A 24,067-nucleotide genomic window follows, 5' to 3' on the forward strand; every position below is an offset into this window, starting at 1 on the left:
TGTGAGATGCCGGAACAGGCGCATCGCATGTAGTTAACCGCTTATTCTGCCTGTTCTGGCCTTGCAGCGGGTATTTCGGCCTTCCTGCTGCCCGTGCGTCGAAGTCTGCGCGTCCGTTCGACAGCGCATGCGGACGCCTCGAATAACCCTGTTTTGTTCGTCATTCCAGCGAGGTGCTTTTCAACAGGCGGGTGTCTGGTCATCCCGTGCTTTTGCATTTCAATGCGTTGAAGGCGCCGGGCTCCAGCCTTCGCCGAGGTGAGGGAGGCTTTTCGATGTTTCCATACAAGAACGGCGCCGTTTCGCAACGGCGCCGTTCTGTTTTGCTGGAGTGGCGTGGCTCAGAGCGCTTCGAACACGCCTGCCGCGCCCATGCCGGTGCCGATGCACATGGTCACCATGCCGTACTTCTGCTTCCTGCGACGCATGCCGTGCACCAGCGTGGCGATGCGCACCGCGCCGGTGGCGCCGAGTGGATGACCGAGCGCGATGGCGCCGCCCAGCGGGTTGACCTTGGCTGTGTCCAGGCCGAGGTCGTGGATGACGGCCAGCGACTGCGCGGCGAATGCTTCGTTGAGTTCGATCCAGTCCAGTTGATCCTGGCTGATACCGGTCTGCTTGAGTGCCTTGGGAATCGCTTCCTTCGGGCCGATGCCCATCACCTCGGGCGGCACGCCGGCGACGGAGAAGCCGACGAAGCGGGCCAGCGGCTGCAGGTTGTATTCCTTGATCGCTTTTTCGCTGGCCAGCAGCACGGCGCCGGCGCCATCGGACATCTGGCTGGAGTTGCCGGCGGTAACGGTGCCGCCGAACTGGCCGTTGCGGAACACGGTTTTCAGCTTGGCCAGCACTTCCATCGTGGTGCCGGCACGCGGACCTTCATCGGCGCTGATGGTACGGCTGTCGGTGATGATCTTGCGGGTGGCCAAGTTCGGGTAGTGATCGTCCAGTGCGAACGGGCTGATCTCGTCGTCGAACTCGCCGGCGGCCTGGGCGGCCAGCGCGCGGCGGTGGCTTTCCACCGAGAACGCATCCTGCTGCTCGCGGCTGACCTTCCACTGCTTGGCCACGTTTTCGGCGGTGATGCCCATGCCGTAGGCGATGCCGATGTTCTCGTCGGTGAAAATCGCGGGGTTCATCGCGATCTTGTGGCCCATCATCGGCACCATGCTCATGCTCTCGGTGCCGCCAGCGATCATCAGGTCGTCTTCGCCGAGGCGAATGCGGTCGGCGGCCATTGCCACCGACTGCAGGCCGGACGAGCAGAAGCGGTTGACGGTGACGCCGGGCACGGTGTCGGGCAGACCGGCCAGCAGCGCGCCGATGCGCGCCACGTTCATGCCTTGCTCGGCCTCGGGCATGGCGCAGCCGATGATGACGTCACCGATGCGGTGCGGATCGATGCCCGGCGCCTGCGCCATCACGGCGCGGATCACGTGGGCGAGCATGTCGTCCGGACGGGTATTGCGGAACACGCCGCGCGGCGCCTTGCCGACCGGGGTGCGGGTGGCGGCGACGATGTAGGCGTCTTGCACTTGCTTGGTCATGGTTCTTGCTCCGTTGCGTCGCGCGATTCGCGGCGACGCGTCTTGGTTTTTGATCGTCATTCCAGCGAAAGCTGGAATCCAGTGTCTTGGGTGTGAGTCTGAAGTCACTGGATCCCAGCTTTCGCTGGGATGACGGTGTGGAGGGCTGCGGTCAGTTCCTGAGTGGCTTGCCGGTGGTCATGGTGTGGGCGATGCGGGCCTGGGTTTTTTCCATCTTGGCCAGTTCCACGAAGTGCTTGCGTTCCAGCGCCAGCAGCCATTCCTCGTCCACCGTGGAGCCGCGCTCGATCACGCCGCCGCAGAGGGTGTCGGCGATGCGGGTGGCGATTTCCACGTCATGCGGCGAGGCGAAGTAGCCGGCTTGCAGGTTGGCCAGCGAGGCCTTGAAGGTGGCGGTGCCGACGTCGCCGGCGACCGGAATGGCACGCTGGTACAACGGCGGGCGATAGCCGGACTCGGCCAGCGCGTTGGCCACCTGCTTGGCGACGTAGAGCAGCTCGTAGGCGTTGAACACGACCACGTCGCTGTCGCGCAGCAAGCCCATGTTCTTCGCTTCCATCGCGCTGGGCGAGACCTTTGCCATGGCCACCGTCTCGAACACTTTCTTCAGCGCCTCGAACGGATCGGACGGGTTGGAATGCGCCGCGCGCACGGCCAGCTCATGCAGGCCGCCACCGGCCGGCAGCAGACCGACGCCAGCCTCGACCAGGCCGATATAGCTTTCCAGTGCGGCCACGGTGCGCGCCGAGTGCATCTGGAATTCGCAACCGCCGCCCAGCGCCAGGCCGCGCACGGCGGAGACCACCGGCACCAGCGAGTGCTTGATGCGCATGCTGGTGCGCTGGAAGTTGGCGACCATGTGCTCGAAGTCGTCGAACTTGCCTTCCTTCAGCAGGCCCAGCGCGCCCTTCAGGTCCGCACCGGCGGAGAACGGTTCGCTGGTCTGCCAGATCACCACGGCCTTGAGCTTTTCCTCGGCCACGCCGATGGCGTGCTGGATGCCATCGAGCACGTGGTCGTTGACCGTATGCATCTTGGTCTTGAACGAAAGGATGCCAATGCCGTCGTCGCCGAGCGTCCACAGGCGCACGCCATCGTTCTCCCACACCGTAGTGCCGGTATCGAATTTCTCGCCCAGGATCGGATCGGGGAACAGCTGGCGCTGATACACCGGATGCTGCGAACGCGGCTTGTCGGCGTTGGCGCTGGCCGAGTACGAACCGTCCTTGCCGTGCACGCCCTTGCGACCGTCGGTGACCCAGGCGGGCAGGGGTGCGTCGCTCATCGCCTTGCCGGCCTTAATGTCTTCGTTGATCCACGCGGCAATCTGCTGCCAGCCGGCGGCCTGCCAGGTCTCGAACGGCCCCAGCTTCCAGCCGTAGCCCCAGCGGATCGCGAAGTCGACATCGCGCGCGGTGTCGGCGATGTCGGCTAGGTGGTAGGCGCTGTAATGGAACAGGTCGCGGAAGCTGGCCCACAGGAACTGCGCCTGCGGGTCGCTGGAGGCGCGCAGCTTGCCGAACTTCTCGGCCGGATCCTTGATCGCCAGGATGGCGGCCACTTCATCGGACGGCTTCTGTTCCGACGGACGGAAGTCCTGCTTGGCCACATCCAGCACCTGGATGTCCTTGCCGACCTTCTTGTAGAACCCGCCACCGGTCTTCTGGCCCAGCGCACCCTTGTCGATCAGGCCCTGCAGCCACACCGGCGCCTTGAAGTACTTGTGCCACGGATCATCGGGCAGGGTGTCAGCCATGGTCTTGATGACGTGCGCCATGGTGTCCAGGCCGACCACGTCGGCGGTGCGATAGGTGGCACTCTTGGGCCGACCCAGTGCCGGGCCGGTCAGCGCATCGACGGTGTCGAAGCCCAGCTTGAACTGGTCGGTGTGATGCATCGCCGACAGCATCGAGAACACGCCGATGCGGTTGCCGATGAAGTTCGGGGTGTCCTTGGCAATCACCACGCCCTTGCCGACGGTGGTGACCAGGAAGGCTTCGAGGCCGTCCAGCACCTTCTTGTCGGTGAGCTTGGTCGGAATCAGCTCGACCAGGTGCATGTAGCGCGGCGGGTTGAAGAAGTGCACGCCGCAGAAGCGGTGGCGCATTTCTTTCGGCAGCGCCTCGGCGAGCTTGGTGATCGACAGGCCCGAGGTATTTGAAGCGATCACGGCCGTCTTCGACAGATGGCCGGCGATCTTCTTGTACAGGTCGAGCTTCCAATCCATCCGTTCGGCGATGGCTTCGATGACCAGGTCGACATCCTTCAGATGGTCGAGATCGTCGTCGTAGTTGGCCGGGATGATCGCGTTGGCCAGAGTCTGGTCGGCCAGCGGGGCAGGGGAAAGCTTCTTGAGGTTGGCGATGGCCTTGAGCGCAATGCCGCTCTTGGGGCCTTCTTTCGCGGGCAGGTCGAACAGCACGGTTTCGACACCGGCATTGGTCAGGTGGGCGGCAATCTGCGCGCCCATGACGCCGGCGCCCAGCACGGCGGCCTTGCGAATGCGCAGTGCCGGGTTGGGTGAGGAGGATGCAGCGGTCATTGGCTTCTCCAAAGTGAGGCGGACACGTAGGGCAAAACGGGTATGGAACAGGGGCGGCGGTTACCCGCCGGTGAAAGATCCGGGGTCAATTCATGGGGAACTGAGGCCTGCTGCCGCGAAGCGGACGAGATGGGCGACGGTTTGCTCGCGATGCGCGGTGGCACTGACGTCCCCCTTGCGCTGGATCATGCCGAAGCCGGACATGGCGTGGGTCAGCGCGCCAGTGACCAGGTCGATGCGCCAGTACAGCTCGGCGCGACTCAGGTGCGGCAGCAAGTGGGTGAATTCGGCGGTGAACTGGCGCATCACGTGGCCGTAGTTCTCCGACAGGAACTGGCGCAGATGGTCGTCGTGCTCGGCGAAGGCGCGGGCCAGTACGCGCATGAACAAGGCGCCGTTGTCGTCGTGGGTCAGCTCCAGCGCGGGGCGGATATACGCCTCGAGCACGTCTTCCAGGGTGGTGCTGTCGCGGCCGGCAACGGTCGCCAATGCGGCCAGTCGGCCTTGGTTCAGGGCGTCCAGACGGCGGCGAAACACCTCGTCGACCAGCTTTTCCTTGGAGCCGAAGTGGTAGTTCACGGCCGCCAGATTGACCCCTGCGGCGGCGGTCAGCTGACGCAACGACGCACCATCGAAACCGCGTTGTGCAAACAGGGTTTCGGCGGCCGCGAGGATGCGATCCTTGGTCGAGGCGGTGCTGTTCGGAGGCGTTCCCGTCGTGGGCATGGTCGGCATCGAATCAAACGATCGTTTGAGCATACGCGCGGGGCTTCCCGAGAGTCAAACGAACGTTTGTTAAGAAGGGCTTGCGACTTGCTTCTGAGTTAGAATCTGTCAAACTTTCGTGAGCTAAATCCGTATTTCGTGTCGGTTTTAGCTCACAATCGGACATCTCGACCGATTCTTCACATTCCTGACGAACCTTCTCCCGGAGCAGATTCCCATGGCGCTGGAGCGCACCCTTTCCATCATCAAGCCCGACGCCGTTGCCAAGAACGTGATCGGCGAAATTTACGCTCGTTTCGAGAAGTCCGGTCTGAAGATCGTGGCCGCCAAGCAGAAGCAGTTGTCGCGCGCGGAAGCCGAAGGCTTTTACGCCGTGCACAGCGAGCGCCCGTTCTTCAAGGCGCTGGTTGAATTCATGATCTCCGGCCCGGTGATGATCCAGGTGCTGGAAGGCGAGAACGCCGTGGCGAAGCATCGCGAGCTGATGGGTGCCACCAATCCGAAGGAAGCCGCGCCGGGCACGATCCGCGCCGACTTCGCCGATTCCATCGACGCCAATGCAGTGCACGGTTCCGATGCCGCCGAGACGGCGCGCGTCGAGATCGCGTACTACTTCGCCGAGACCGAGATCGCGTCCAGGTAAGCATGGTGAACCAGGTAGCCGCCACGACATCCGACCCGACCGCTCCGGCGGACAAGGTCAACCTGCTGGACTTCGATCGCGAAGGCCTGCGTGATTTCTTCACGCAGATCGGCGAGAAGCCGTATCGCGCCGAGCAGGTGATGAAGTGGATCTACCACCACCTGGAAGACGACTTCGAGAAGATGACCGACGTGGGCAAGGCACTGCGCGCCAAGCTCGAGGCCTCGTGCTACGTCGGTCCGCCGAAGACGCTGCTGGAAAAGGTAGCCACCGACGGCACGCACAAGTGGCTGCTGGGCATGGATCGCGGCAACGCGGTCGAGGCGGTTTACATTCCCGAGCCCACGCGTGGCACGTTGTGCGTGTCTTCGCAGATCGGCTGCGCACTGGCCTGCACCTTCTGCTCGACCGGCACGCAGGGCTTCAACCGCAACCTGGCACCTTCAGAGGTGATCGGCCAGATGTGGGTGGCGGCGAAGCAGCTCGGCAACATCACCCACCAGAACCGTCGCATCACCAACGTGGTGATGATGGGCATGGGCGAGCCGCTGCTGAACTTCGACAACGTGACCACGGCGATGAGCCTGATGCGCGACGACCTGGGCTTCGGCCTGGCGTCCAAGCGCGTCACGCTGTCCACCGCCGGCCTGGTGCCGATGATCGACAAGCTGTCGGAAACCATCGACGTCTCGCTGGCCGTGTCGCTGCATGCGGCCAACGATGAGCTGCGCACCGAGCTGGTGCCGCTGAACAAGCGCTACCCGCTGGCCGAATTGACCGCGGCCTGCCAGCGCTGGGTCGCGCGCAAGCCGCGTACCTCGATCACCTTCGAATACACCTTGATGAAGGGCATCAACGACCAGCCGGAGCATGCGCGCCAGCTGATCAAGTTCATGCGCAAGCTGCCCACGTGCAAGGTGAACCTGATTCCGTTCAACCCGTTCCCGGGCACCCGCTACGAGCGTTCGGACGCGCAGGCCATCCATGCATTCCAGACGTTGCTGCTCAACGCCGGGGTGCTGACCATGCTGCGACGGACCCGCGGCGACGACATCGACGCGGCCTGCGGCCAATTGAAGGGGCAGGTGCTGGACCGGACGCGTCGCCAGGCAGCGTTCCGCAAGCGACTGGAAGAGGGGGGCATCCATGCGGCTTGAACGTATTTTGCTGGGAGTGGGCTTTTGCGCCCTTCTCGGCGGTTGTGTCACGACCCACAGCGGCGAAAGCCTGCCGAAGACCAGCAAGTCGCAGAGCGCAGAGGACGCTGCGCGCATCCACACCGAGCTGGGCCAGCACTACATGCAGATCGGTGATCTGCAGTCCGCGCTGGGCAAGCTCAAGCTGGCGCTGCAATTCGACGACAACTACGCGCCCGCGCATACCGTGATCGCGGTGATCTACGAGCGCATCCACGATCTGCCCGACGCCGAAGTGAACTATCGCAAGGCCGAGCAGTTGGAGCCGAAGAAGGGCGCGCCGAACAACAACCTCGGGGCGTTCCTGTGCCGCATCGGCAAATCGGCCGAGGCACTCACCTATTTCCAGCGGGCCGTCGCCGATCCGTTCTATGCCACGCCTGACGTGGCCTGGACGAACGACGGCATCTGCCGCATGCACATGAATGATCGTGTCGGCGCCGAAGCCAGTTTCCGGCATGCCATCGCCATCAACGGCAACAATGACGAGGCGCTTTACCAGCTCGCCAACGTGATGTACCTGAACAACGATCCCTTCCATGCCAGCGCTTTTCTGCAGCGCTACGAGGCATTGGGGAAAGCTACCCCGGCGTCGCTCAAGCTGGGTTATGAGATTGAACTTCGGCTGGGTGACACGGATGCCGCTCGCAACTACAACAAGCGTCTGCAAAACCAGTTTCCTGATTCGGAACAGGCGCAGGCCCTCAATACCAACGCAAAGCCATGAATGTTCAGCCGTCCCACCCGGGGGATATGACGTCTGGAGTCCCCGACCCGACCCTTGATGCTGCCGGGGGGCAGCAGCCTGCCATCGACCTGACCGACTCCGCACCCGGTTTCGGCAGTCGCTTGCGCGCCGCCCGCGAGGCCAGGGGCCTCGATCTGGAGAGTTGCGGCCACGCCATGCATCTGCCGGTGCGCGTGCTGCGCCAGATCGAAAGCGATGACCGCCAGGGTATCGACTACCAGGTCTATCTGACCGGGTACATCCGCAAATACGGTCGTCACCTGGGCGTCGACGACGCCGAGATCGACGCCGAGATCGCGCGCATCAAGCGCAGCGATTCGGTGCAGGCCAGCCCCGAGCTGGTGGTGACCGGCGGCATTTCGCATTCCCGCTACCTGCTTGAGCGTTATGCCACCGCGGCCACCTACGTGGTGCTGACGGTGGTGATTGCCGTACCGACCATCTGGCTCGGCGTGCATGGCACGCTGAGCAGCGACATGAGCCGCCTGGCACCGCTGGATTCCGCTCCGGTCGCGCAGCAGGACGCCGCGTCTCCCGTGCAGAAATCCGGCCATGCGCTTGCAGCGACCTTGCCGCTGCCCACGGTAGAGCCGCCGCAGGTCGACCAGCCCTTGATGGCCTCGATGATGCCGGTGCCCAACCTGGGCGGTGACACGGCAGCGACTCCGGCACCGCCGGCAGCCACGGCCGTTGGCAGCGGCGACCATTCGCTGGTGCTGACGCTGGACAACAACAGCTGGGTCGAAGTGACCAATACCGATGGTGACCGGCTGGAATACAGCCTGCTCCCCGCCGGAACCGTCAAGACGTACCGCAGCAACGAGCCGCTGAACGTGCGCATCGGCAACGCCGCCGGTGCCAAGGTCAGCATTGACGGGCAGCCGGTGGCGCTGGGCGATTACCGCCACGCCAACGTCGCGCACTTCCGCGTGGCCATCCAGGATGGCAAGGCTGCACCCGCCGGCGTCTGAACGGCGATATCGAATGCCCGCATCGGCCCGCGCGGCCGGTGCAATCGGTTATGCTTGCCCATTCTCCGCCCCATGGTTGGGCGGATGATCCCGACTGCGGCCGTGGCTGATCGTCGGGACGGCTTACAACAGCGCCTCCGGGCGTATTCCCCCACACGGTGATTGCATGGCATTTGACGCATACGACGACTACGAACAGGGCGAACGCGTACAGCAGTGGCTGCGCCAGAACGGCTTGTCGATCGTGGTCGGCATCGTGATTGGCCTGGTGGCGATTTTCGGCTGGCAGCAGTGGCGCAAGCACCAGGTCAACCATCAGGCCGCCGCTTCGCAGCTTTACGTGAACCTGCGCACCGCGCAGGCCGCGGGCCAGACCGACCAGGCCAATGCGCTGATCACGCAGTTGATGAAGGACTATGCCGACAGCCCGTACGCACTGTTCGCGGTAAGCGATCGCGCCGTGGACGACGTGCGTGCCAAGCACCTGGACAAGGCACTGGTATCGCTGGACTGGGCGCAGCAACACGCCAAATCGCCTGCGCTGAAGGCGCTGGTCAACTTGCGGATCGCGCGCGTGCAGCTGGCGCAGGGCAACGCCCAGCAGGCCATCACCACGCTCGGGCAGATTTCCGCGAATGATTATCCGGGCCTAGTCGAGGAACTACGCGGCGATGCGCTGGTCAAGCTCAAGCGTCCTGATGACGCGCGCAAGGCATACCAGGCCGCCGAGGCCGCCTTGGGCAAATCCGAGCTGCAGGGCGGTGACCTGCAAATGAAAATCGACGATCTGGCCGTGGCCGGAAAGCAGGGTGCATGAAAGCAGGATTCACGAAACGGGCATGCGCGGTCGCTTTGACGGCTTCCCTTGTGGCGCTGGCAGGCTGCCATTCCTTCAAGAAGGAAAACATCCAGCCGCCGACGCCGCTGGCCAAGGATTTCACGCCCACCGTGCAGGTCACCCGCCTGTGGAAGGACCGGGTTGGCAAGGGCGCGGGCGAAAGCGGTATCCGCATGCGTCCGACCGTGGTCGACGGCGTGCTCTACGCGGCCAGCACCGATGGCACCATTGCCGCGATCGACGCCACCAGCGGCAAGAAGCTGTGGTCCGAGCATTCGCGCCAGCACGGCTGGTTCGGCTGGGGTGACAAGAAGCGCAAGGATTCCTTCTATTCCGGTGGTCCGGCGGTGGCCGGTGACCTGCTGGTGATCGGCACGCTCGACGGCCACGTCTACGGCTTCGATGCGAAGGATGGCAAGCCGCGCTGGACCGCCGCACTGACGTCCGAAGTGATCGATTCGCCGGTGATCTCGAATGGCCTGGTCATCGTGCGCACCCAGGACGGCAACCTGTACGGCCTGGACAGCGCCACCGGCGAGCGTCGCTGGGTCTATGACCAGGGCACCGTGCCCAGCCTCAGCCTGCGTGGCAATGGCCCGATTCTGGCGGCCAATGGCGTGGTGTTCTTCGGCAGCGACAACGGCAAGCTGGTCGCTCTGCGTGAAGACAATGGCGAAAAGCTGTGGGAACAGCCGCTGGCCAGTGGCGAGGGTCGTACCGACATCGACCGCCTCGATGATGCCGACGGCAGCATCCTGCTCGATGGCAGCACGCTCTACGCCGCCGCCTATCACGGCAACCTGCTCGCAGTGGACGGCCCCAGCGGGCGCCCGATGTGGTCGCACCCGTTCTCCAGCTACACCTCGCTGGCGGTGAACGGCAGCGCCGTCTATGGCGTCGACGATTCCTCGCAGGTGTGGGCGTTCGACAAGAGCAGCGGCAGCGACATGTGGAAGAACAGCAAGCTGCGTTATCGCTGGCTCAGCGGCCCGGCGGTGCAGGGCGACTACGTGGTGGTCGGTGACATGTACGGCTACGTGCACTGGCTGCAGACCGGCGACGGTGCGCTGGCCGCGCGCGAACGCCTGTCGCGGAAGGTGGCGATTCGTGCCCAGCCGGTGGTGGTGGGTGATGTGGTGTACGTCGAGGACGTGGAGGGCCATATTGGCGCCTACCGTCTCGGCGGCCACTGATCGCTGCCGCGCTGATTCAAGGAAACATGCCTCCCCATGCTGCCCGTCGTCGCTCTGGTCGGTCGCCCCAATGTCGGTAAATCGACCCTTTTCAATGTACTGACGCGCAGCCGTGACGCCCTGGTGGCCGATATGCCGGGCGTCACCCGCGATCGCCACTACGGCATCTGCCGCACGAACGAGGAACGTCCCTTCGTGGTGGTCGACACCGGCGGCTTGTCCGGTATCGATGACGGTCTCGATGGCCTGACCGCACGCCAGGTGCGCCTGGCCATCGAGGAAGCCCAGGTACTGGTGTTCGTGGTCGATGCGCGCGATGGCCTGCTGCCGCAGGATCGCACCATCCTCGACGAGCTGCGTCGCAGCGGCAAGCCGATCATCGCCGCGGTCAACAAGACCGATGGACTGGACGAAGAGACCGCGCTGGCCGAGTTCGCCGTGTTCGGCATTGCGGCCACCTTGCCGCTGTCCGCTGCGCACAACCGTGGCACCGAAGACCTGGTCGACATGCTGTTGCCGTTGCTGCCGGCCGAGCCGGACGAGGCGGAAGAGCAGGTCGAGGACGGCAGCATTCGCGTGGCCATTGTCGGCCGTCCGAACGCGGGCAAGTCCACCCTGATCAATCGCCTGCTGGGCGAGGATCGCCTGATCGTCTCCGACGTGGCCGGCACCACCCGCGATCCGATCCGCGTGCCGCTGGAACGCGACGGCAAGCGTTACACCCTGATCGACACGGCCGGCGTACGCCGCAAGGCCCGCGTCGAGGAAGCGGTGGAGAAATTCAGCGTCATCAAGACGTTGCAATCCATCGCTGCCGCGCAGGTGGTGGTGATCATGATCGACGCCCGCGAAAACCTGGCCGACCAGGATCTCACCCTGATCGGCCATGCCATGGAAGAGGGGCGGGCGCTGGTCATTGCGGTCAACAAGTGGGACGGCCTGGACGCCTACCAGCGCGAGCAGTGCCAACGTGCGCTGGATCGTCGACTGGTGTTCGTCGACTGGGCCAAGCAGGTGTACATCTCCGCGCTGCATGGCTCCGGCCTGCGTGAGCTGATGCGTGCCGTGATGCGGGCACATGCCTCGGCCACGAAAGAACTGAACTCGTCCGACCTGACCCGCACGCTGGAAAAGGCCTACGAGAGCTACCAGCCGCCGCTGGTGCGCGGCCATGCGCCGAAGCTGCGCTTTGCCCATCCCGGCGGCAGCAACCCGCCCACCGTGGTGATCCACGGCAGCCGCACCAAGCACATCGCGCCGGCGTATCGTCGCTACCTCGAGAACTTCTTCCGCAAGCGCTACAAGCTGGAAGGCACGCCGATCCGCATCGAATTCCGCGAAGGCGAGAATCCGTACGCCGGCAAGAAGAACGTGCTGACCGAAGCCCAGCAGCGCAAGCGCCAGCGCATGATCCGCGAGATGAAAAAGCGCAAGTAACGGCCCGCTTGCTTCCTCTCCCCGCCGGGGAGAGGACCGAGGTGAGGGGCGGGTGCTCGCGATAGCACCCATCGAAACCCGCTTTGAGGTCGACGGAAGAACACGGGAGAAAAGCTACACTTCCCGCTATGTCTCCTCTCCCCGATAGCGAAACCTGGCTGGCCGAGTTGCGCAGCCGCATTCCAGAAGTAGCGCCGACCGCCGCCTTGGCGCAGCAGTCGCAGGGCGCCTTGCTGATCGATGTACGCGAAGACAGCGAACGCGCGACCGGTTCGCCCGCAGGTGCGTTGGGTTTGTCGCGCAGTTTCCTGGAATTGCGCATCGAGCAGGCTGAAGCGGATCGCGAGCGTCCCATTCTCACGTTATGCGGCAGCGGCACGCGTTCATTGTTGGCGGCCGAAACCCTGCAGCGACTCGGTTATCGGCACGTGCAATCGGTCGCCGGCGGTTTCGAGCGCTGGAAGACCGAGGGCTTGCCGGTGGTGCGGGGTGCGCTCGACGCCGACGCCAGCGAGCGCTATGCCCGCCAGTTGCGCCTGCCGCAGGTGGGCGAGGCCGGGCAGGCCAAACTGGCGGCGGCGAGTGTCGTCCTGCTGGGCGCCGGTGGCCTCGGCGCCCCGGCGGCGTTGTATCTCGCCGCAGCCGGCGTGGGCCGCTTGACCCTGATCGATGATGACCGGGTCGAACGTTCCAACCTGCATCGCCAGGTCATCCACGCCGATGCCCGGGTGGGCATGGCCAAGACCGAGTCGGCGCGCCTGGCGCTGCACGCGTTGAATCCGCGAGTGCAGGTGGATACACGCGACGAACGCCTGCGTGCCGACAACGTGGAGCGGCTGCTGGCCGGTCATGACGTGGTGATCGACGGCGCCGACAATTTTCCTGCACGCTACCTGCTGGCCGCGGCCTCGCTGCGGCTGAAGTTGCCCATGGTGTACGGCGCCGTGGAGCGTTTCACGGGGCAGGTGAGCGTGTTTGATCCGCGACGCGACGCATCGCCGTGCTATCGCTGCCTGTTCCCCGAACCGCCGGCTGCTGCCGATGCGCCCAACTGCAGCGAAGCCGGCGTACTTGGCGTGTTGCCCGGCATCGTCGGCCTGCTGCAGGCCACCGAGACGCTGAAGCTGATCCTTGGCCTGGGCGAACCCCTGACGGGCCGGCTGCTGTCCTTCGATGCCCTCGCCATGCACTTTCGCGAGACACGTTTGCCGCGCGATCCGGATTGCCCTGGCTGCGGTCGGCATGCCGCATTCCGTGGTTACGAAGACGTGGCCCGACTCTGCGCAAGCGGCGGTTGAACAAGATCCTCGGGAATCAGCGAGTAGACCAGGGCGTCGGTTGCTCGATTGCGCGCCCACAACCGGTGCCGGGCGAGGCCTTCCAGCTTGGCTCCGGCCTTTTCGGCGGTGCTTCGGCTGGCGTGGTTGTCGGGCAGGACGACGATCTCGATGCGCGCCAGTGCCAGCTGTTCGAAACCGAAGCGCGCCACCGTCGCCGCTGCGCGCGAGGCAATGCCCTGGCCCTGATGCGATTGGCGGACCCAATAACCCAGGCTGGCGATCCGGTGCTGCGGGTTGAACTGGTTGAGTCCGGCGCTCCCTCGTAGTTCACCGCTGTCCCGGTCGCAGATCGCAAACGCGAAATGCCGCTGTTCGAGCCAGCCTTGCCGGCACTCGCGGACCCAGGCCTGGGCTTCTTTCTCGCCGTACCCGGCATGGCACCAGTCCAGCCAATGTCCAAGGCTTGGCAGGGATGCCTGCACGGCTTCCAGCAACGCGGCGGCGTCGGAAAGGCGCCAGGGCCGAAGCAGCCATTCTCCGTTGACCAGTTCCAGTGCGGGATCGATGGGCTCGACCGGCATCGTCGCTCCTTTTTCGTTTGTGTGGTTGGCAGCCAACCGCGATAATGTGCGCCTTTGCAGGACTAGGGCGATCATGAGCGCACGCATTCTCGACGGCAAACGGATCGCACAGGAACTGCTGTCGCGAATCAAGCGACGCGTAGTCGAACGCAAGGCGCAGAACCTGCCCGAGCCTGGTCTGGCCGTGGTGCTGGTGGGCGACGATGCAGCTTCCTCGGTGTACGTGCGCAAGAAGCGCGAAGCCTGCCATCAGGTGGGGTTTCGCTCGTTCGACCACGACTTGCCGAGCAGCACCACGCAAGCCGAGCTGTTCGCACTGATCGACCAGCTCAATGCCGATCCGGCCGTGCACGGCATCCTGGTGCAATCGCCGCTGCCATCGCATATCGACGAGGATGCACTGGTCGACCGCATCGATGCGAACAAGGACGTGGACGGTTTCCAGGCGGTGAACGTGGGCCGCCTGGCGCTGCGCCGATTCGGTTTGCGCCCGTGCACGCCCAAGGGCGTGATGACCTTGCTGGGCCATACCGATCGCCCGGTGCGCGGCCAGCATGCCGTGGTGGTGGGCGTGTCCAACCATGTCGGGCGGCCACTGGCGCTGGAACTGCTGATTGCCGGCTGCACCACCACCTGTTGCCATCGTTTCACGCGGGACCTGGAAGGCTTCGTGCGCCAAGCCGACATCCTGATCGTGGCGGTGGGCAAGGCGGGTCTGGTGAAGGGTGAGTGGATCAAGCCCGGCGCGGTGGTGATCGATGTCGGCATCAACCGGCTCGATGACGGCCGCCTGGTCGGTGACGTGGATTTCAAGCCGGCGGCCGAACGCGCGAGCTGGATCACTCCGGTGCCCGGCGGCGTCGGCCCGATGACCGTGGCCACCTTGCTGGAGAACACGCTGGAAGCGGCCGAGGCAAGCATCCCGTAGGAACCCGCTCGCGGGCGAAGCCTCTGCTCCGGTTTGCATCGAAACGGGAGCATCGCCAGCGAGCGAGCTCCTGCAGAACGCCGCATGTCTGGCGAGAGCACCTGCGAGGCGCGTATAATCCCCTCTTTGCAGGGAACTTTCCGATGCGCATCCTCGCCGAGGCCCTGACCTACGACGACGTTTACCTCGTCCCGGGCCACTCCGTCGTGCTGCCACGCGACGTCGACACCTCCACCCGATTCACCCGCGGCCTGCGTTTGAACATTCCCATCGTGTCCGCTGCCATGGACACGGTGACCGAGGCGCGCCTGGCCATCACCATGGCCCAGCAGGGTGGCATCGGCATCATCCACAAGAACATGACCGCCGAGCAGCAGGCCGCGGAAGTGCGGCTGGTGAAGAAGTTCGAAGCCGGCGTGATCCGCAGTCCGTTCAGCGTGAGCCCGGACACCTCGATCCGCGAAGTGCTCAAGCTCACCCACGCACACAACATTTCCGGCGTGCCGGTGGTCGAGGGCGAGCAACTGGTCGGCATCGTCACCAGCCGCGACATGCGCTTCGAGCGCAAGCCCGATGATCCGGTGCGCAACATCATGACCCGCCAGGACAAGCTGGTCACGGTGAAGGAAGGCGCCAGCCAGGACGAAGTGCTGCAGTTGCTGCACAAGCACCGCATCGAGAAGGTGCTGGTGGTCAACGACGCCTTCCAGCTGCGCGGCCTGATCACCGTGAAGGACATCCAGAAAGCCCGCGACAACCCCAATTCCGCCAAGGACGCCAACGAGGCGCTGCTGGTCGGCGCGGCGGTGGGCGTGGGCGGCGATACCGAGCTGCGCGTCCATGCGCTGGTCGAGGCCGGCGTGGACGTGCTGGTGGTGGACACGGCGCACGGCCATTCGCAGGGCGTGATCGATCGCGTGGCCTGGGTGAAGAAGAACTTCCCGCAGGTGCAGGTGATCGCCGGCAACATCGTTACCGGTGATGCCGCACTGGCCTTGCGCGACGCCGGCGCCGATGCGGTGAAAGTGGGCGTGGGCCCGGGTTCCATCTGCACCACCCGCGTGGTGGCCGGCGTGGGCGTGCCGCAGATCACCGCGATCGACATGGTAGCCACGGCTCTGAAGGACTCTATCCCGCTGATCGCCGATGGCGGCATCCGCTATTCCGGCGACATTCCCAAGGCGCTTGCCGCTGGTGCGTCGTCGGTGATGCTCGGCTCGATGTTTGCCGGCACCGAGGAATCGCCCGGCGAGGTGGAATTGTTCCAGGGCCGCTCGTACAAGAGCTATCGCGGCATGGGCTCGATCGGCGCGATGCAGCTTGGCTCCAAGGATCGCTACTTCCAGGACGAGGCCGACGCCGACAAGCTGGTGCCCGAAGGCATCGAGGGTCGCGTGCCGTACCGTGGGCCGCTGAGCAACATCATCCACCAGCTGATCGGCGGCCTGCGCGCCTCGATGGGCTACGTGGGCGCAGCCACCATCGAGGACGTGCGCAGCAAGGCGCAGTTCGTGAAGGTGACCTCGGCCGGCGTTACCGAAGCGCATCCGCACGATATCCAGATTACCAAGGAAGCGCCGAACTACCGGCTCAATTCCTGACCAGTGCGGGGCGCTTGTGCTCCCCGCGCGTCATTCCGGCGCAGGCCGGAATCCAGTAGCGATGCCGAAGAGGGCCTGCCCGACCGGGCTGGGTACCTCCGGAATACACCCGCGACGAGCGGAGCGTGCAGTCACTGGATGACCAGCTTGCAGCTGTTGTAAAGCACCTCCGGCCTGCGCCGGAATGACGACGACCGAACTCTCCAGCCTTCCGGCCAGCCGCTCATGACCAATATCCATTCCGACAAGATCCTCATACTCGATTTCGGTGCGCAGTACACCCAGTTGATCGCACGCCGTGTACGCGAACTCGGCGTGTACTGCGAGATCTGGGCCTGGGACCACGATCCGGCCGAAATCGCAGCGTTCGCACCCAAGGGCATCATCTTCTCCGGCGGTCCCGAGTCGACCACGCTGGTCGACGCGCCCAAGGCGCCGCAACAGGCGTTCGATGCGGACGTGCCGATCCTCGGCATCTGCTACGGCATGCAAACCCTGGCGGCCCAGCTTGGCGGCGCCACCGAGGCGGCCGAGGCGCGCGAGTTCGGCCACGCCAGCGTGGACATCGTGGCCCCCAGCCAGTTGTTCGATGGCCTCAGCGATCATGCCGACGCCCATCGCCTGGACGTCTGGATGAGCCACGGCGATCACGTCAGCAAGGCGCCCCCGGGCTTCGTCGTCACCGGCACCACCGAGCGCATTCCCGTCGCGGTGATGGAAAACGCGGAGAAACGCTGGTACGGCGTGCAGTTCCATCCGGAAGTGACCCACACCAAGCAGGGCAGTGCGCTGCTCAAGCGCTTCATCACCGACATCTGCGGCTGCGCCACGTTGTGGACGGCGGCCAACATCATCGACGACCAGATCGCCCGCGTGCGCGAACAGGTGGGCGAGGATCACGTGCTGCTGGGCCTGTCCGGTGGCGTGGATTCCTCGGTGGTGGCCGCGCTGCTGCACAAGGCCATCGGTGATCGACTGACCTGCGTGTTCGTCGATACCGGCCTGCTGCGCTGGCAGGAAGGCGACCAGGTGATGGCCACCATGGCCGAGCACATGGGCGTCAAGGTGATCCGCGTGAATGCCGCGGACCGCTACTTCACAGCACTCGAAGGAGAGGCCGACCCGGAAGCCAAGCGCAAGATCATCGGCCGCCTGTTCGTGGAGATCTTCGACGAGGAATCGGAGAAGCTGATCGCCCACGGCGGCAAGGTGAAGTGGCTGGCACAGGGTACCATCTACCCCGACGTGATCGAGTCGGCCGGCAGCAAGACCGGCAAGGCCCACGTCATCAAGAGCCACCACAACGTGGGTGGTCTGCCCGAGCACATGAAGCTCAAGCTGGTCGAGCCGCTGCGCGAGCTGTTCAAGGACGAGGTGCGCCGCATCGGCGTGGCGCTGGGCTTGCCGCGCGAGATGGTCTATCGCCATCCGTTCCCCGGCCCCGGCCTGGGCGTGCGCATCCTGGGCGAAGTGAAGCGCGAATACGCCGAACTGCTGGCCCGCGCCGATGCCATCTTCATCGAGGAATTGCGCAAGGCCGACCTGTACGACAAGACCAGCCAGGCCTTCGCGGTGTTCCTGCCAGTGAAATCGGTGGGTGTGGTAGGTGACGCGCGCGCCTACGAATGGGTGGTGGCACTGCGTGCGGTGGAAACCATCGACTTCATGACGGCCCATTGGGCGCACTTGCCGTATGAGTTTCTTGGCAAGGTTTCCAACCGTATTATCAATGAGATACGTGGCATTTCTCGTGTCGTGTATGACATCAGCGGCAAACCGCCGGCCACGATCGAGTGGGAATAGAAAAATCAGCCACTTGCGCGTATCGAAAAAGCCGGCCTTGTGCCGGCTTTTTCATGTTTGCTCTGTAAATCAATGAAATAAATGGAAAATACTCCTCGCAGGATTGAGGGTGAATGCCCCGGTCTCCCGTGCGGCTGAAGGCTCTTCAGGCGCCCTCGCGGACTGGCCATGCCCACGGCATGGCCAGTCCGGATATCACACCTGCAAGTGGTCGCCTGGGCGAGCCACCAGCCGGTATAGCGTGGGCATCAGGAAGATGCCGATCACCAGGCGCGAGATCATGCCGGCCACGATCACCAGCGCGAACGGGCGCTGCGAGTCGGTGCCCACGCCGGTGGCGATGGCGGCGGGCAGCAGGCCCAGCGCTGCGACCAGGGCGGTCATGATGATGGGGCGCAGGCGCAATACCGCAGCCTCATGCAGCGCTTCGTCGATATCCATGCCGCCGAGTCGCAGCTCGTTCACGCAGGAGATGTAGACCACACCGGTCAGCACCGAGACGCCGAACAGCACGATGAAGCCGATGCCGGAGGACACCGAGAACGCGGTGCCGGTGACCCACATGGCGAATACCGCACCGAGCGGGGCCGACAGCAACACGCCCACCACGGTGATCAGCGGGAACTTGAAGTTGCCGTACAGCACGAACAGCAGGGCAAAGATCAGCAGCACGGTCAACGGCAGGATCACCCGCATCTGGGCCCGTGATGCGGTGTATTCCTTGTACTCGCCGCCCCATTCGAGGTGGTAGCCCTGCGGCAGTTTCACGTTCTTCGCGACCTGCGCGATCGCGTCGTTCACCGCACCGGCGAGATCGCGGCCCTGCACCGAGAACTGGACGCCTGTGTAACGCGAACCGTTCTCGCGGTAAATGAAGGAGGCACCGTTCTCCACCTTGATGCTGGCCAGTTGCTTGAGCGGGATCTCCTGGCCACCGGGCGTGGCCACCGGGATGTTGCCGATCTCTTCCGGGTTGTTGCGGAAGCGCTTCTGCAAGCGCACGAGCAGGTCGAACTGCTTGTCGCCCTGGACCACTTCGGTGGCGACACTGCCGCCGATCGAGGCATTGATCAGGTTGTTGATGTCATCGACATTCAGGCCGTAGCGGGCAATCTTCGCGCGATCGATATGGATGGCCAGATTGGGCTGGCCGAGCTCGTGCACCACCGTGATGTCGGTGATGCCGCGCACCTTTTCCATCACCGCCTTGATCGCCTTGCCTTCCTTCTGCAGTACCTGCAGATCCGGTCCGTAGAGTTTGGCCGCCAACGCGCTCTTCAAGCCGGTTTCGGCCTCGTCCACCGCATCCTCGGCCGGCTGGCTGTAGTTGAACTGGATGCCGGCAAACTTCGCCGTCAGCTTGGCGTTGATGGCCTTGATCAATGCCTGTTTGTCGCGGTACTTGCCATGCCACTCCGAGTACGGCTTCAAGCCCGTGAAGAACTCGTCGTTGTAGAGGCCGGTCGAATCGGTGCCGTCATCCGGGCGGCCGAGTTCGCTGGTCACGGTGGTAACGACCGGGAAGGAGCGCAGCACCTTGCGGATTTCCGGGCTGATCTTGGACGCTTCGTTGAAGTCGATGCTGTACGGCATCGTCGCGCGTACCCACAACGCGCCCTCGTCGAGATGCGGCATGAATTCGGCACCGAGGTTCTGCATCATCACGACGGTGATGACAAACAGCACCACGCAAACGCCTGCCACGCGCCACGGCACCCGTGCGGTCTTGCGAAGCCCGCGGACGTACCACGCCTTGAGCTTCTCGAAGCCAGCATTGCGCCGCTCACGCACACCTTTGCGCATGAATATCCCGCAAAGCACGGGCAACAAGGTCAGCGTGACCAGCAGTGAGCCAATCAACGCGAAGATCATGGTGTCGGCCATTGGCCTGAACAGCGTGCCGGACGGACCGGTGAGGAAGTAGATCGGCAGGAAGCTCGCGACGATCACCGCGACGGCATACACCAGCGGGCGATCGATCTCGGCCGCCGCGGACAGGATCACCTGTTTGAGGTTGTATTCGGTGCCCTGGCGTGCAGCCAGCTCGCGGAAGATGTTCTCCACCATGAAGATCGCGCCATCCACCAGGATGCCGAAATCCACGGCGCCGATCGACAGCAGGTTGGCTTGCGCGCCCTTCAGGTCCAGACACAGGAACGCGAACAGCAAGGCCAGCGGAACCGTGACGGCGGCAATCAGCCCCGCACGCATGTCGTACAGGAAGAACACCAGCACCACGACCACCAGCACCAGGCCGAGCGTGAGGTTGTGCATCACCACGTTCTTGGTCTGGTTGATCAGCGTGGTGAGGTCGTAGAACGGATGGACCTTCACGTCCTTGGGCAGGATCGTGTCGTTGAGTTCCTTCGTCTTCGCCTCGACCTGCTTCAGCACGTCTTCGGTCTTGCTGCCGGTCAGCCCCAGGATCACGCCTTCCACGGCGTCGTTCTGGTTCATGTAGCCGAATTCGCCCAGTCGCGGCGCGGTGCCGATTTTTACATCGGCGACATCCTTGACCAGCACTGGCGTGCCATTGTGTACCGCCAGCACGATGTTGCCGATGTCCTGCAGCGTCTTGATGCGCCCGAGCCCACGCACATAGAAGAACTGGCCGCCTTGCTGGTAGAAGCCGCCGCCTGCGTTGCTGTTGTTGGCCGCGAGCGATGCTTCGACTTGCGAGACGCTCAAGCCGAGCGCGGCAGTCTTCACCGGATTCAGCAGCACCTGATATTGCATGGTGCCACCGCCGAAAGCCGAGTCGTCGGCGACGCCCGGTACGCTGCGGTATTGCGGCACGACCACCCAGTCATCCAGCGTCTTGAGTTCCATCGGCGAGCGATCGGAACTTTGCAGCACATAGCGATAGACCAACCCGGACGGCGGCGACATCGGTGCGACGGACGGCGTGACGCCCGCGGGCAGGGAAATCCCCGACAAGCGGTTGTACACGCGCTGGCGCGGGAAATAGGGATCGGTTCCGTAGCCAAACGTCAGGGTGAGATCGGACAGTCCGTACAGCGAAATCGAGCGTTTGCTGATCAGCCCCGGAATCGCGTTGAGGCCCTGTTCCATCGGCACCGTGATCAGGCGCTCGACCTCCTGCGCCGAATGCCCCGGCCACTGGCTGATGATTTCCACCATCCGCGGTGACAGGTTCGGGTACGCATTCATCGGCAGGACCTTGTAGGCCCATACCCCTGCGGCAGCGAGTGCTGCCGACAGCAATATCACCAGCAAGCGCTGCTCAAGTGCGAACGCAACGATCCGGTTGATGATCGAGGCTTTGTGGGGTGCATTGCCTTCCGGCGTCAATGGCGTACTCATTGGGTTTGCATGAACATGAGGAAGATGCTGCCGTCGATCACGACGCGGTCACCGGGACGCAGGCCCTTGGTGATGACGTACTGGTCGTCGTTGCGGGCGCCGAGCGTCACATGCTTCCGGGCAAAGCTGCCGTCAGGCTGGGCGACGTAGACGAAGGGCAGGTTTTCGTCGTCGCGCAGGATCGCCCCCACCGGGAGACGCAGGCCGGTTTCGGCGTTGGCGGAATGAATCTTCACGCTGACGTACATCTGCTTTTTCAGCAGGCCGCCCGGGTTGTCCACCTGTACGCGAGCGAGCGTCGCGCGGGTATCCGGATCCACTTCCGCCGCGACGTAGGTCACCTTGCCGGCAAGCGGCTTGCTGCCGTCGCCCGTGTCGATTTCGGCGGAGTCGCCGGCTTTCACCAAGGCAGGATCCGACCCGAACAACTGGGTCTTCACCCACACGCGCGACAGGTCGGCGATGGTGAAGCAGGGCGTGCTGCCCGCTTGCAGCAGCTGGCCGACGGTGATCGAACGTTGCACCACGGTGCCGGCGATCGGCGCGCGGATCATGCCTTCGATATGCGCGATCGGCAGACCGGCCTGCACCGCCTTGATGTCCTTCGGATCGACGCCCAGGCCCAGCAAGGCTTGCAGCGCGGCATTGCGATCAGCCTCGGCGTTGGACGCATCGGTCTGCGCCTGCTCGGCCTCGCGCTCGGAGACGCCCTGATGCTTGACCAGGTCCTTGTCCTGATCCGCCAGTTTGCGCGCCGTGCGCGCCGAATCTACCGCCTTGCGGTATGCGCTGATGGCGGCGGCAAAATCCGGTGAAGCCACCATGGCCAGCGGCTGGCCCTTCTTTACCTGGTCGCCAGGGTTGACCAGCAAGCGGGTGACCGGGCCGGAAATCGGCGCCATCACGCTGGTGGCCTGGTTGTCGTCAAAGCCGACCACGCCGGTGGCATCGACCGTGTTTCGATAGCTGGAGGGCGCCACGGTGTAGAAATGGATGCGCTTGAGCTGGGTCTTGGTCAACGTCACGTTCTGGGGTGTCGTCGACGCATCCGCGGCAGCCTGCTTGTCCGGGTGTGAGCAACCGGCGAGTGCGGCAACGGCAAACAAGAGGGCGACACTGAGGGCGCCAGGGCGCGCGGCGTTAGCCAGACCGCGGAAGGTTTCACTTTTCATGGGTGTCCCGGGTTGAATCCTTGCGATGCCACCAGCCACCGCCGAGCGCCTGGAACAGCGCGGCCGAATCGGCGTAACGGTTGGCTTGCGCCTGTACGAGGCTGATTTGCGCCTGCTGCCAGGCCTGTTCCGCATTCAGCAGCGATAGCGGTGCGGCATAACCGTCCTTCACTTGCCGTTGCGCGATGTCGAGCGAAGTCTTGGCCGCGTCGGCGGCCGTCGCGGCGGCCTGCAGACCCTTGGCGTCCTGTTCCAGTGCAGTCAGGGTGTCGGCGACATCCTCGAAGGCCGACAGCACGGTGCTGCGGTATTGCGCAGCAGCCTGCGTGTAGTTGGCCTTGGCGGCGCGTTCCTGGTGCATCAGCGTGCCGCCTTCGAAGATCGGCGCGGTAATTGACGTCGTCAGGTTCCAGAAGCCGGTGCCGGGGGAAAACACCTTGCTGATGGCCAGCGCCGTGCTGCCGGCATCCGCGCTCAGCTGAATCTGCGGCAGCCGGTTGGCGGCGGCAACGCCGACCTGGGCACTGGCGGCATGCAGGTTGGCCTGGGCCTGGCGGATATCCGGGCGCTGCGCCACCAGTTTCGAGGGCAGGCTGACCGGAAGTTGCTCGGGCAAATGCAGGCTTGCCAGGGTGAAATCGGCATCCACGCCCTGGCTGGGAAAGCGCCCGGCCAGCACGGCCATGCGGTTACGCTGCTGGCTCAACTGCTTGACCAGGTCGGGCAGGGCGGACTCGGCCTGTGCCAGCTGTGCCTGCTGAGCAGCGACATCCTGCTGGCTGACCAAGCCCCCGGTCAGCTGGTAGTGCAGGATGGTCAGCATGTGCCGGTTGAGGTCGACCAGTTTCCGGGTGGCGTCGATCTGCGCCTGCAGCGAAGCGATCTGGATCGCCGTGACCACCACGTTGGCGGTCAGGGTGTTGTAGGCGGCGATCATCTGGAAGCGCACGGCCTGTTCCTGCGCTTTCAGCGATTCGACCGAGCGCCGGTTCAGCCCGAACACGTCCGGCGTGTACGACACGCTGACCTGCGGGGTGAACAGGTTGTACAGGTAGGCGTTGTTGCTGGGCACCGGGGCCAGGGCGCCGGCTGGATCTTTCTCGCGACTGCCGGAAAGACTGGCCGATACCGACGGGTAATAGCTGCCGCGCTGGGCCAATACATCTTCATGTGCGGCTTTCAGCGCAGCTTGTGCGGCCTTGAGGTCGGGGTTGTGTGCCAGTGCCTGGCGAATCAGGCGATCAAGCGCCGCAGAGTGGAACAGGGTCCACCAGTCGGCAGTGACATCGCCGGCAGCATCGAAATGCTGCACGCCACCGGCAGCCCCACTTCCGCCGGAAGCTGTTGCTGCGGCGAGCGGCTTGGCCGTGTAGCGATCGACATGGGGAGCGGGTGGCGTCTTGAAATCGGGTCCGGCGGCGCAGCCGGCGATCAGCAAGGTCGCCAGGGCCGCGACAACGCACGATGCGCGGGGCCGGGGCGTGCGGGCATTCGGAGGAACAACCATGGTGGGATGGATTCTCTGTGCGCGCCAGTC

The 24,067-nt window shown here is 64.4% G+C and carries 18 protein-coding genes; 11 read left to right on the top strand and 7 right to left on the bottom strand.

Annotation, left to right across the window (positions count from 1 at the left end; all coding sequences use genetic code 11):
• Positions 1–341: 341 nt before the first annotated feature.
• From BMY90_RS01915 to BMY90_RS01925, 3 genes are all read right to left on the bottom strand, one after another.
• Positions 342–1,547: an acetyl-CoA C-acyltransferase gene (locus BMY90_RS01915; protein WP_092700834.1), complete on the bottom strand. Its 1,206-nt coding sequence runs from the start codon at positions 1,545–1,547 to the stop codon at positions 342–344.
• 151 nt (positions 1,548–1,698) lie between these two features.
• Positions 1,699–4,089, bottom strand: coding sequence for a 3-hydroxyacyl-CoA dehydrogenase/enoyl-CoA hydratase family protein (locus BMY90_RS01920; protein WP_092700836.1), 2,391 nt, complete (start codon positions 4,087–4,089; stop codon positions 1,699–1,701).
• A 90-nt stretch (positions 4,090–4,179) separates the two neighbouring features.
• Positions 4,180–4,815, bottom strand: coding sequence for a TetR/AcrR family transcriptional regulator (locus BMY90_RS01925; RefSeq protein ID WP_037101613.1), 636 nt, complete (start codon positions 4,813–4,815; stop codon positions 4,180–4,182).
• Positions 4,816–5,032: 217 nt separating this feature from the next.
• Here BMY90_RS01925 and ndk point away from each other — a divergent pair, with 217 nt between their 5' ends.
• The 8 genes from ndk to moeB all read left to right on the top strand — a co-directional run bounded on the left by ndk (position 5,033) and on the right by moeB (position 13,139).
• Positions 5,033–5,458, top strand: a complete 426-nt coding sequence (gene ndk, locus BMY90_RS01930) for a nucleoside-diphosphate kinase (RefSeq protein ID WP_092700839.1) — start codon at positions 5,033–5,035, stop codon at positions 5,456–5,458.
• Between the two features lie 2 nt (positions 5,459–5,460).
• On the top strand, positions 5,461–6,615 hold the full coding sequence (gene rlmN, locus BMY90_RS01935; RefSeq protein ID WP_092700841.1) for a dual-specificity RNA methyltransferase RlmN: 1,155 nt from the start codon (positions 5,461–5,463) through the stop codon (positions 6,613–6,615).
• A complete protein-coding gene (gene pilW / locus BMY90_RS01940) occupies positions 6,605–7,381 on the top strand; it encodes a type IV pilus biogenesis/stability protein PilW (RefSeq protein ID WP_092700844.1) in 777 nt (258 codons plus the stop codon). The genes rlmN and pilW overlap by 11 nt, the downstream gene beginning before the upstream one ends.
• A gap of 26 nt (positions 7,382–7,407) precedes the next feature.
• Complete coding sequence (locus BMY90_RS01945; RefSeq protein WP_081491834.1) at positions 7,408–8,373, top strand: helix-turn-helix domain-containing protein; 966 nt, start codon at positions 7,408–7,410, stop codon at positions 8,371–8,373.
• Positions 8,374–8,539: 166 nt separating this feature from the next.
• Entirely contained in the window at positions 8,540–9,190 is a 651-nt protein-coding gene (locus tag BMY90_RS01950) for a YfgM family protein (RefSeq protein WP_008214601.1), read from the top strand.
• Positions 9,187–10,404: an outer membrane protein assembly factor BamB gene (bamB, locus tag BMY90_RS01955; RefSeq protein ID WP_092700847.1), complete on the top strand. Its 1,218-nt coding sequence runs from the start codon at positions 9,187–9,189 to the stop codon at positions 10,402–10,404. The genes BMY90_RS01950 and bamB overlap by 4 nt, the downstream gene beginning before the upstream one ends.
• 36 nt (positions 10,405–10,440) lie before the next feature.
• The gene (gene der / locus BMY90_RS01960; protein WP_008214605.1) at positions 10,441–11,841 is read left to right on the top strand and encodes a ribosome biogenesis GTPase Der; all 1,401 of its coding nucleotides are present in this window, start codon (positions 10,441–10,443) and stop codon (positions 11,839–11,841) included.
• 128 nt (positions 11,842–11,969) lie between these two features.
• Entirely contained in the window at positions 11,970–13,139 is a 1,170-nt protein-coding gene (gene moeB / locus BMY90_RS01965; RefSeq protein ID WP_092700850.1) for a molybdopterin-synthase adenylyltransferase MoeB, read from the top strand.
• Here the strand turns inward: moeB and BMY90_RS01970 are convergent.
• Entirely contained in the window at positions 13,100–13,789 is a 690-nt protein-coding gene (locus tag BMY90_RS01970; protein WP_245734803.1) for a GNAT family N-acetyltransferase, read from the bottom strand. The genes moeB and BMY90_RS01970 overlap by 40 nt on opposite strands.
• Between BMY90_RS01970 and folD the strand changes: the two genes are divergently transcribed.
• The 3 genes from folD to guaA all read left to right on the top strand — a co-directional run bounded on the left by folD (position 13,776) and on the right by guaA (position 18,034).
• Complete coding sequence (gene folD / locus BMY90_RS01975) at positions 13,776–14,630, top strand: bifunctional methylenetetrahydrofolate dehydrogenase/methenyltetrahydrofolate cyclohydrolase FolD (protein WP_092700856.1); 855 nt, start codon at positions 13,776–13,778, stop codon at positions 14,628–14,630. The two genes, BMY90_RS01970 and folD, sit on opposite strands and share 14 nt — an antisense overlap.
• A 143-nt stretch (positions 14,631–14,773) precedes the next feature.
• A complete protein-coding gene (gene guaB / locus BMY90_RS01980) occupies positions 14,774–16,231 on the top strand; it encodes an IMP dehydrogenase (RefSeq protein ID WP_092700859.1) in 1,458 nt (485 codons plus the stop codon).
• 225 nt (positions 16,232–16,456) lie between these two features.
• The gene (gene guaA, locus BMY90_RS01985) at positions 16,457–18,034 is read left to right on the top strand and encodes a glutamine-hydrolyzing GMP synthase (RefSeq protein WP_092700862.1); all 1,578 of its coding nucleotides are present in this window, start codon (positions 16,457–16,459) and stop codon (positions 18,032–18,034) included.
• Between the two features lie 195 nt (positions 18,035–18,229).
• Here the strand turns inward: guaA and BMY90_RS01990 are convergent, their stop codons facing one another.
• Genes BMY90_RS01990 through BMY90_RS02000 form a run of 3 tightly spaced genes read right to left on the bottom strand, consistent with a single transcriptional unit; the run spans position 18,230 to position 24,037 of the window.
• Positions 18,230–21,358 (bottom strand): efflux RND transporter permease subunit, encoded by a 3,129-nt coding sequence (locus tag BMY90_RS01990; protein WP_092700865.1) that lies wholly within the window; start codon positions 21,356–21,358, stop codon positions 18,230–18,232.
• Positions 21,355–22,530 (bottom strand): efflux RND transporter periplasmic adaptor subunit, encoded by a 1,176-nt coding sequence (locus tag BMY90_RS01995; RefSeq protein ID WP_092700868.1) that lies wholly within the window; start codon positions 22,528–22,530, stop codon positions 21,355–21,357. The genes BMY90_RS01990 and BMY90_RS01995 overlap by 4 nt, the downstream gene beginning before the upstream one ends.
• Positions 22,520–24,037, bottom strand: coding sequence for an efflux transporter outer membrane subunit (locus BMY90_RS02000; protein ID WP_139201662.1), 1,518 nt, complete (start codon positions 24,035–24,037; stop codon positions 22,520–22,522). The genes BMY90_RS01995 and BMY90_RS02000 overlap by 11 nt, the downstream gene beginning before the upstream one ends.
• Between the last annotated feature and the right edge of the window lie 30 nt (positions 24,038–24,067).

It is taken from the genome of Rhodanobacter glycinis, from assembly GCF_900114325.1.
Classification (GTDB): domain Bacteria; phylum Pseudomonadota; class Gammaproteobacteria; order Xanthomonadales; family Rhodanobacteraceae; genus Rhodanobacter_A; species Rhodanobacter_A glycinis.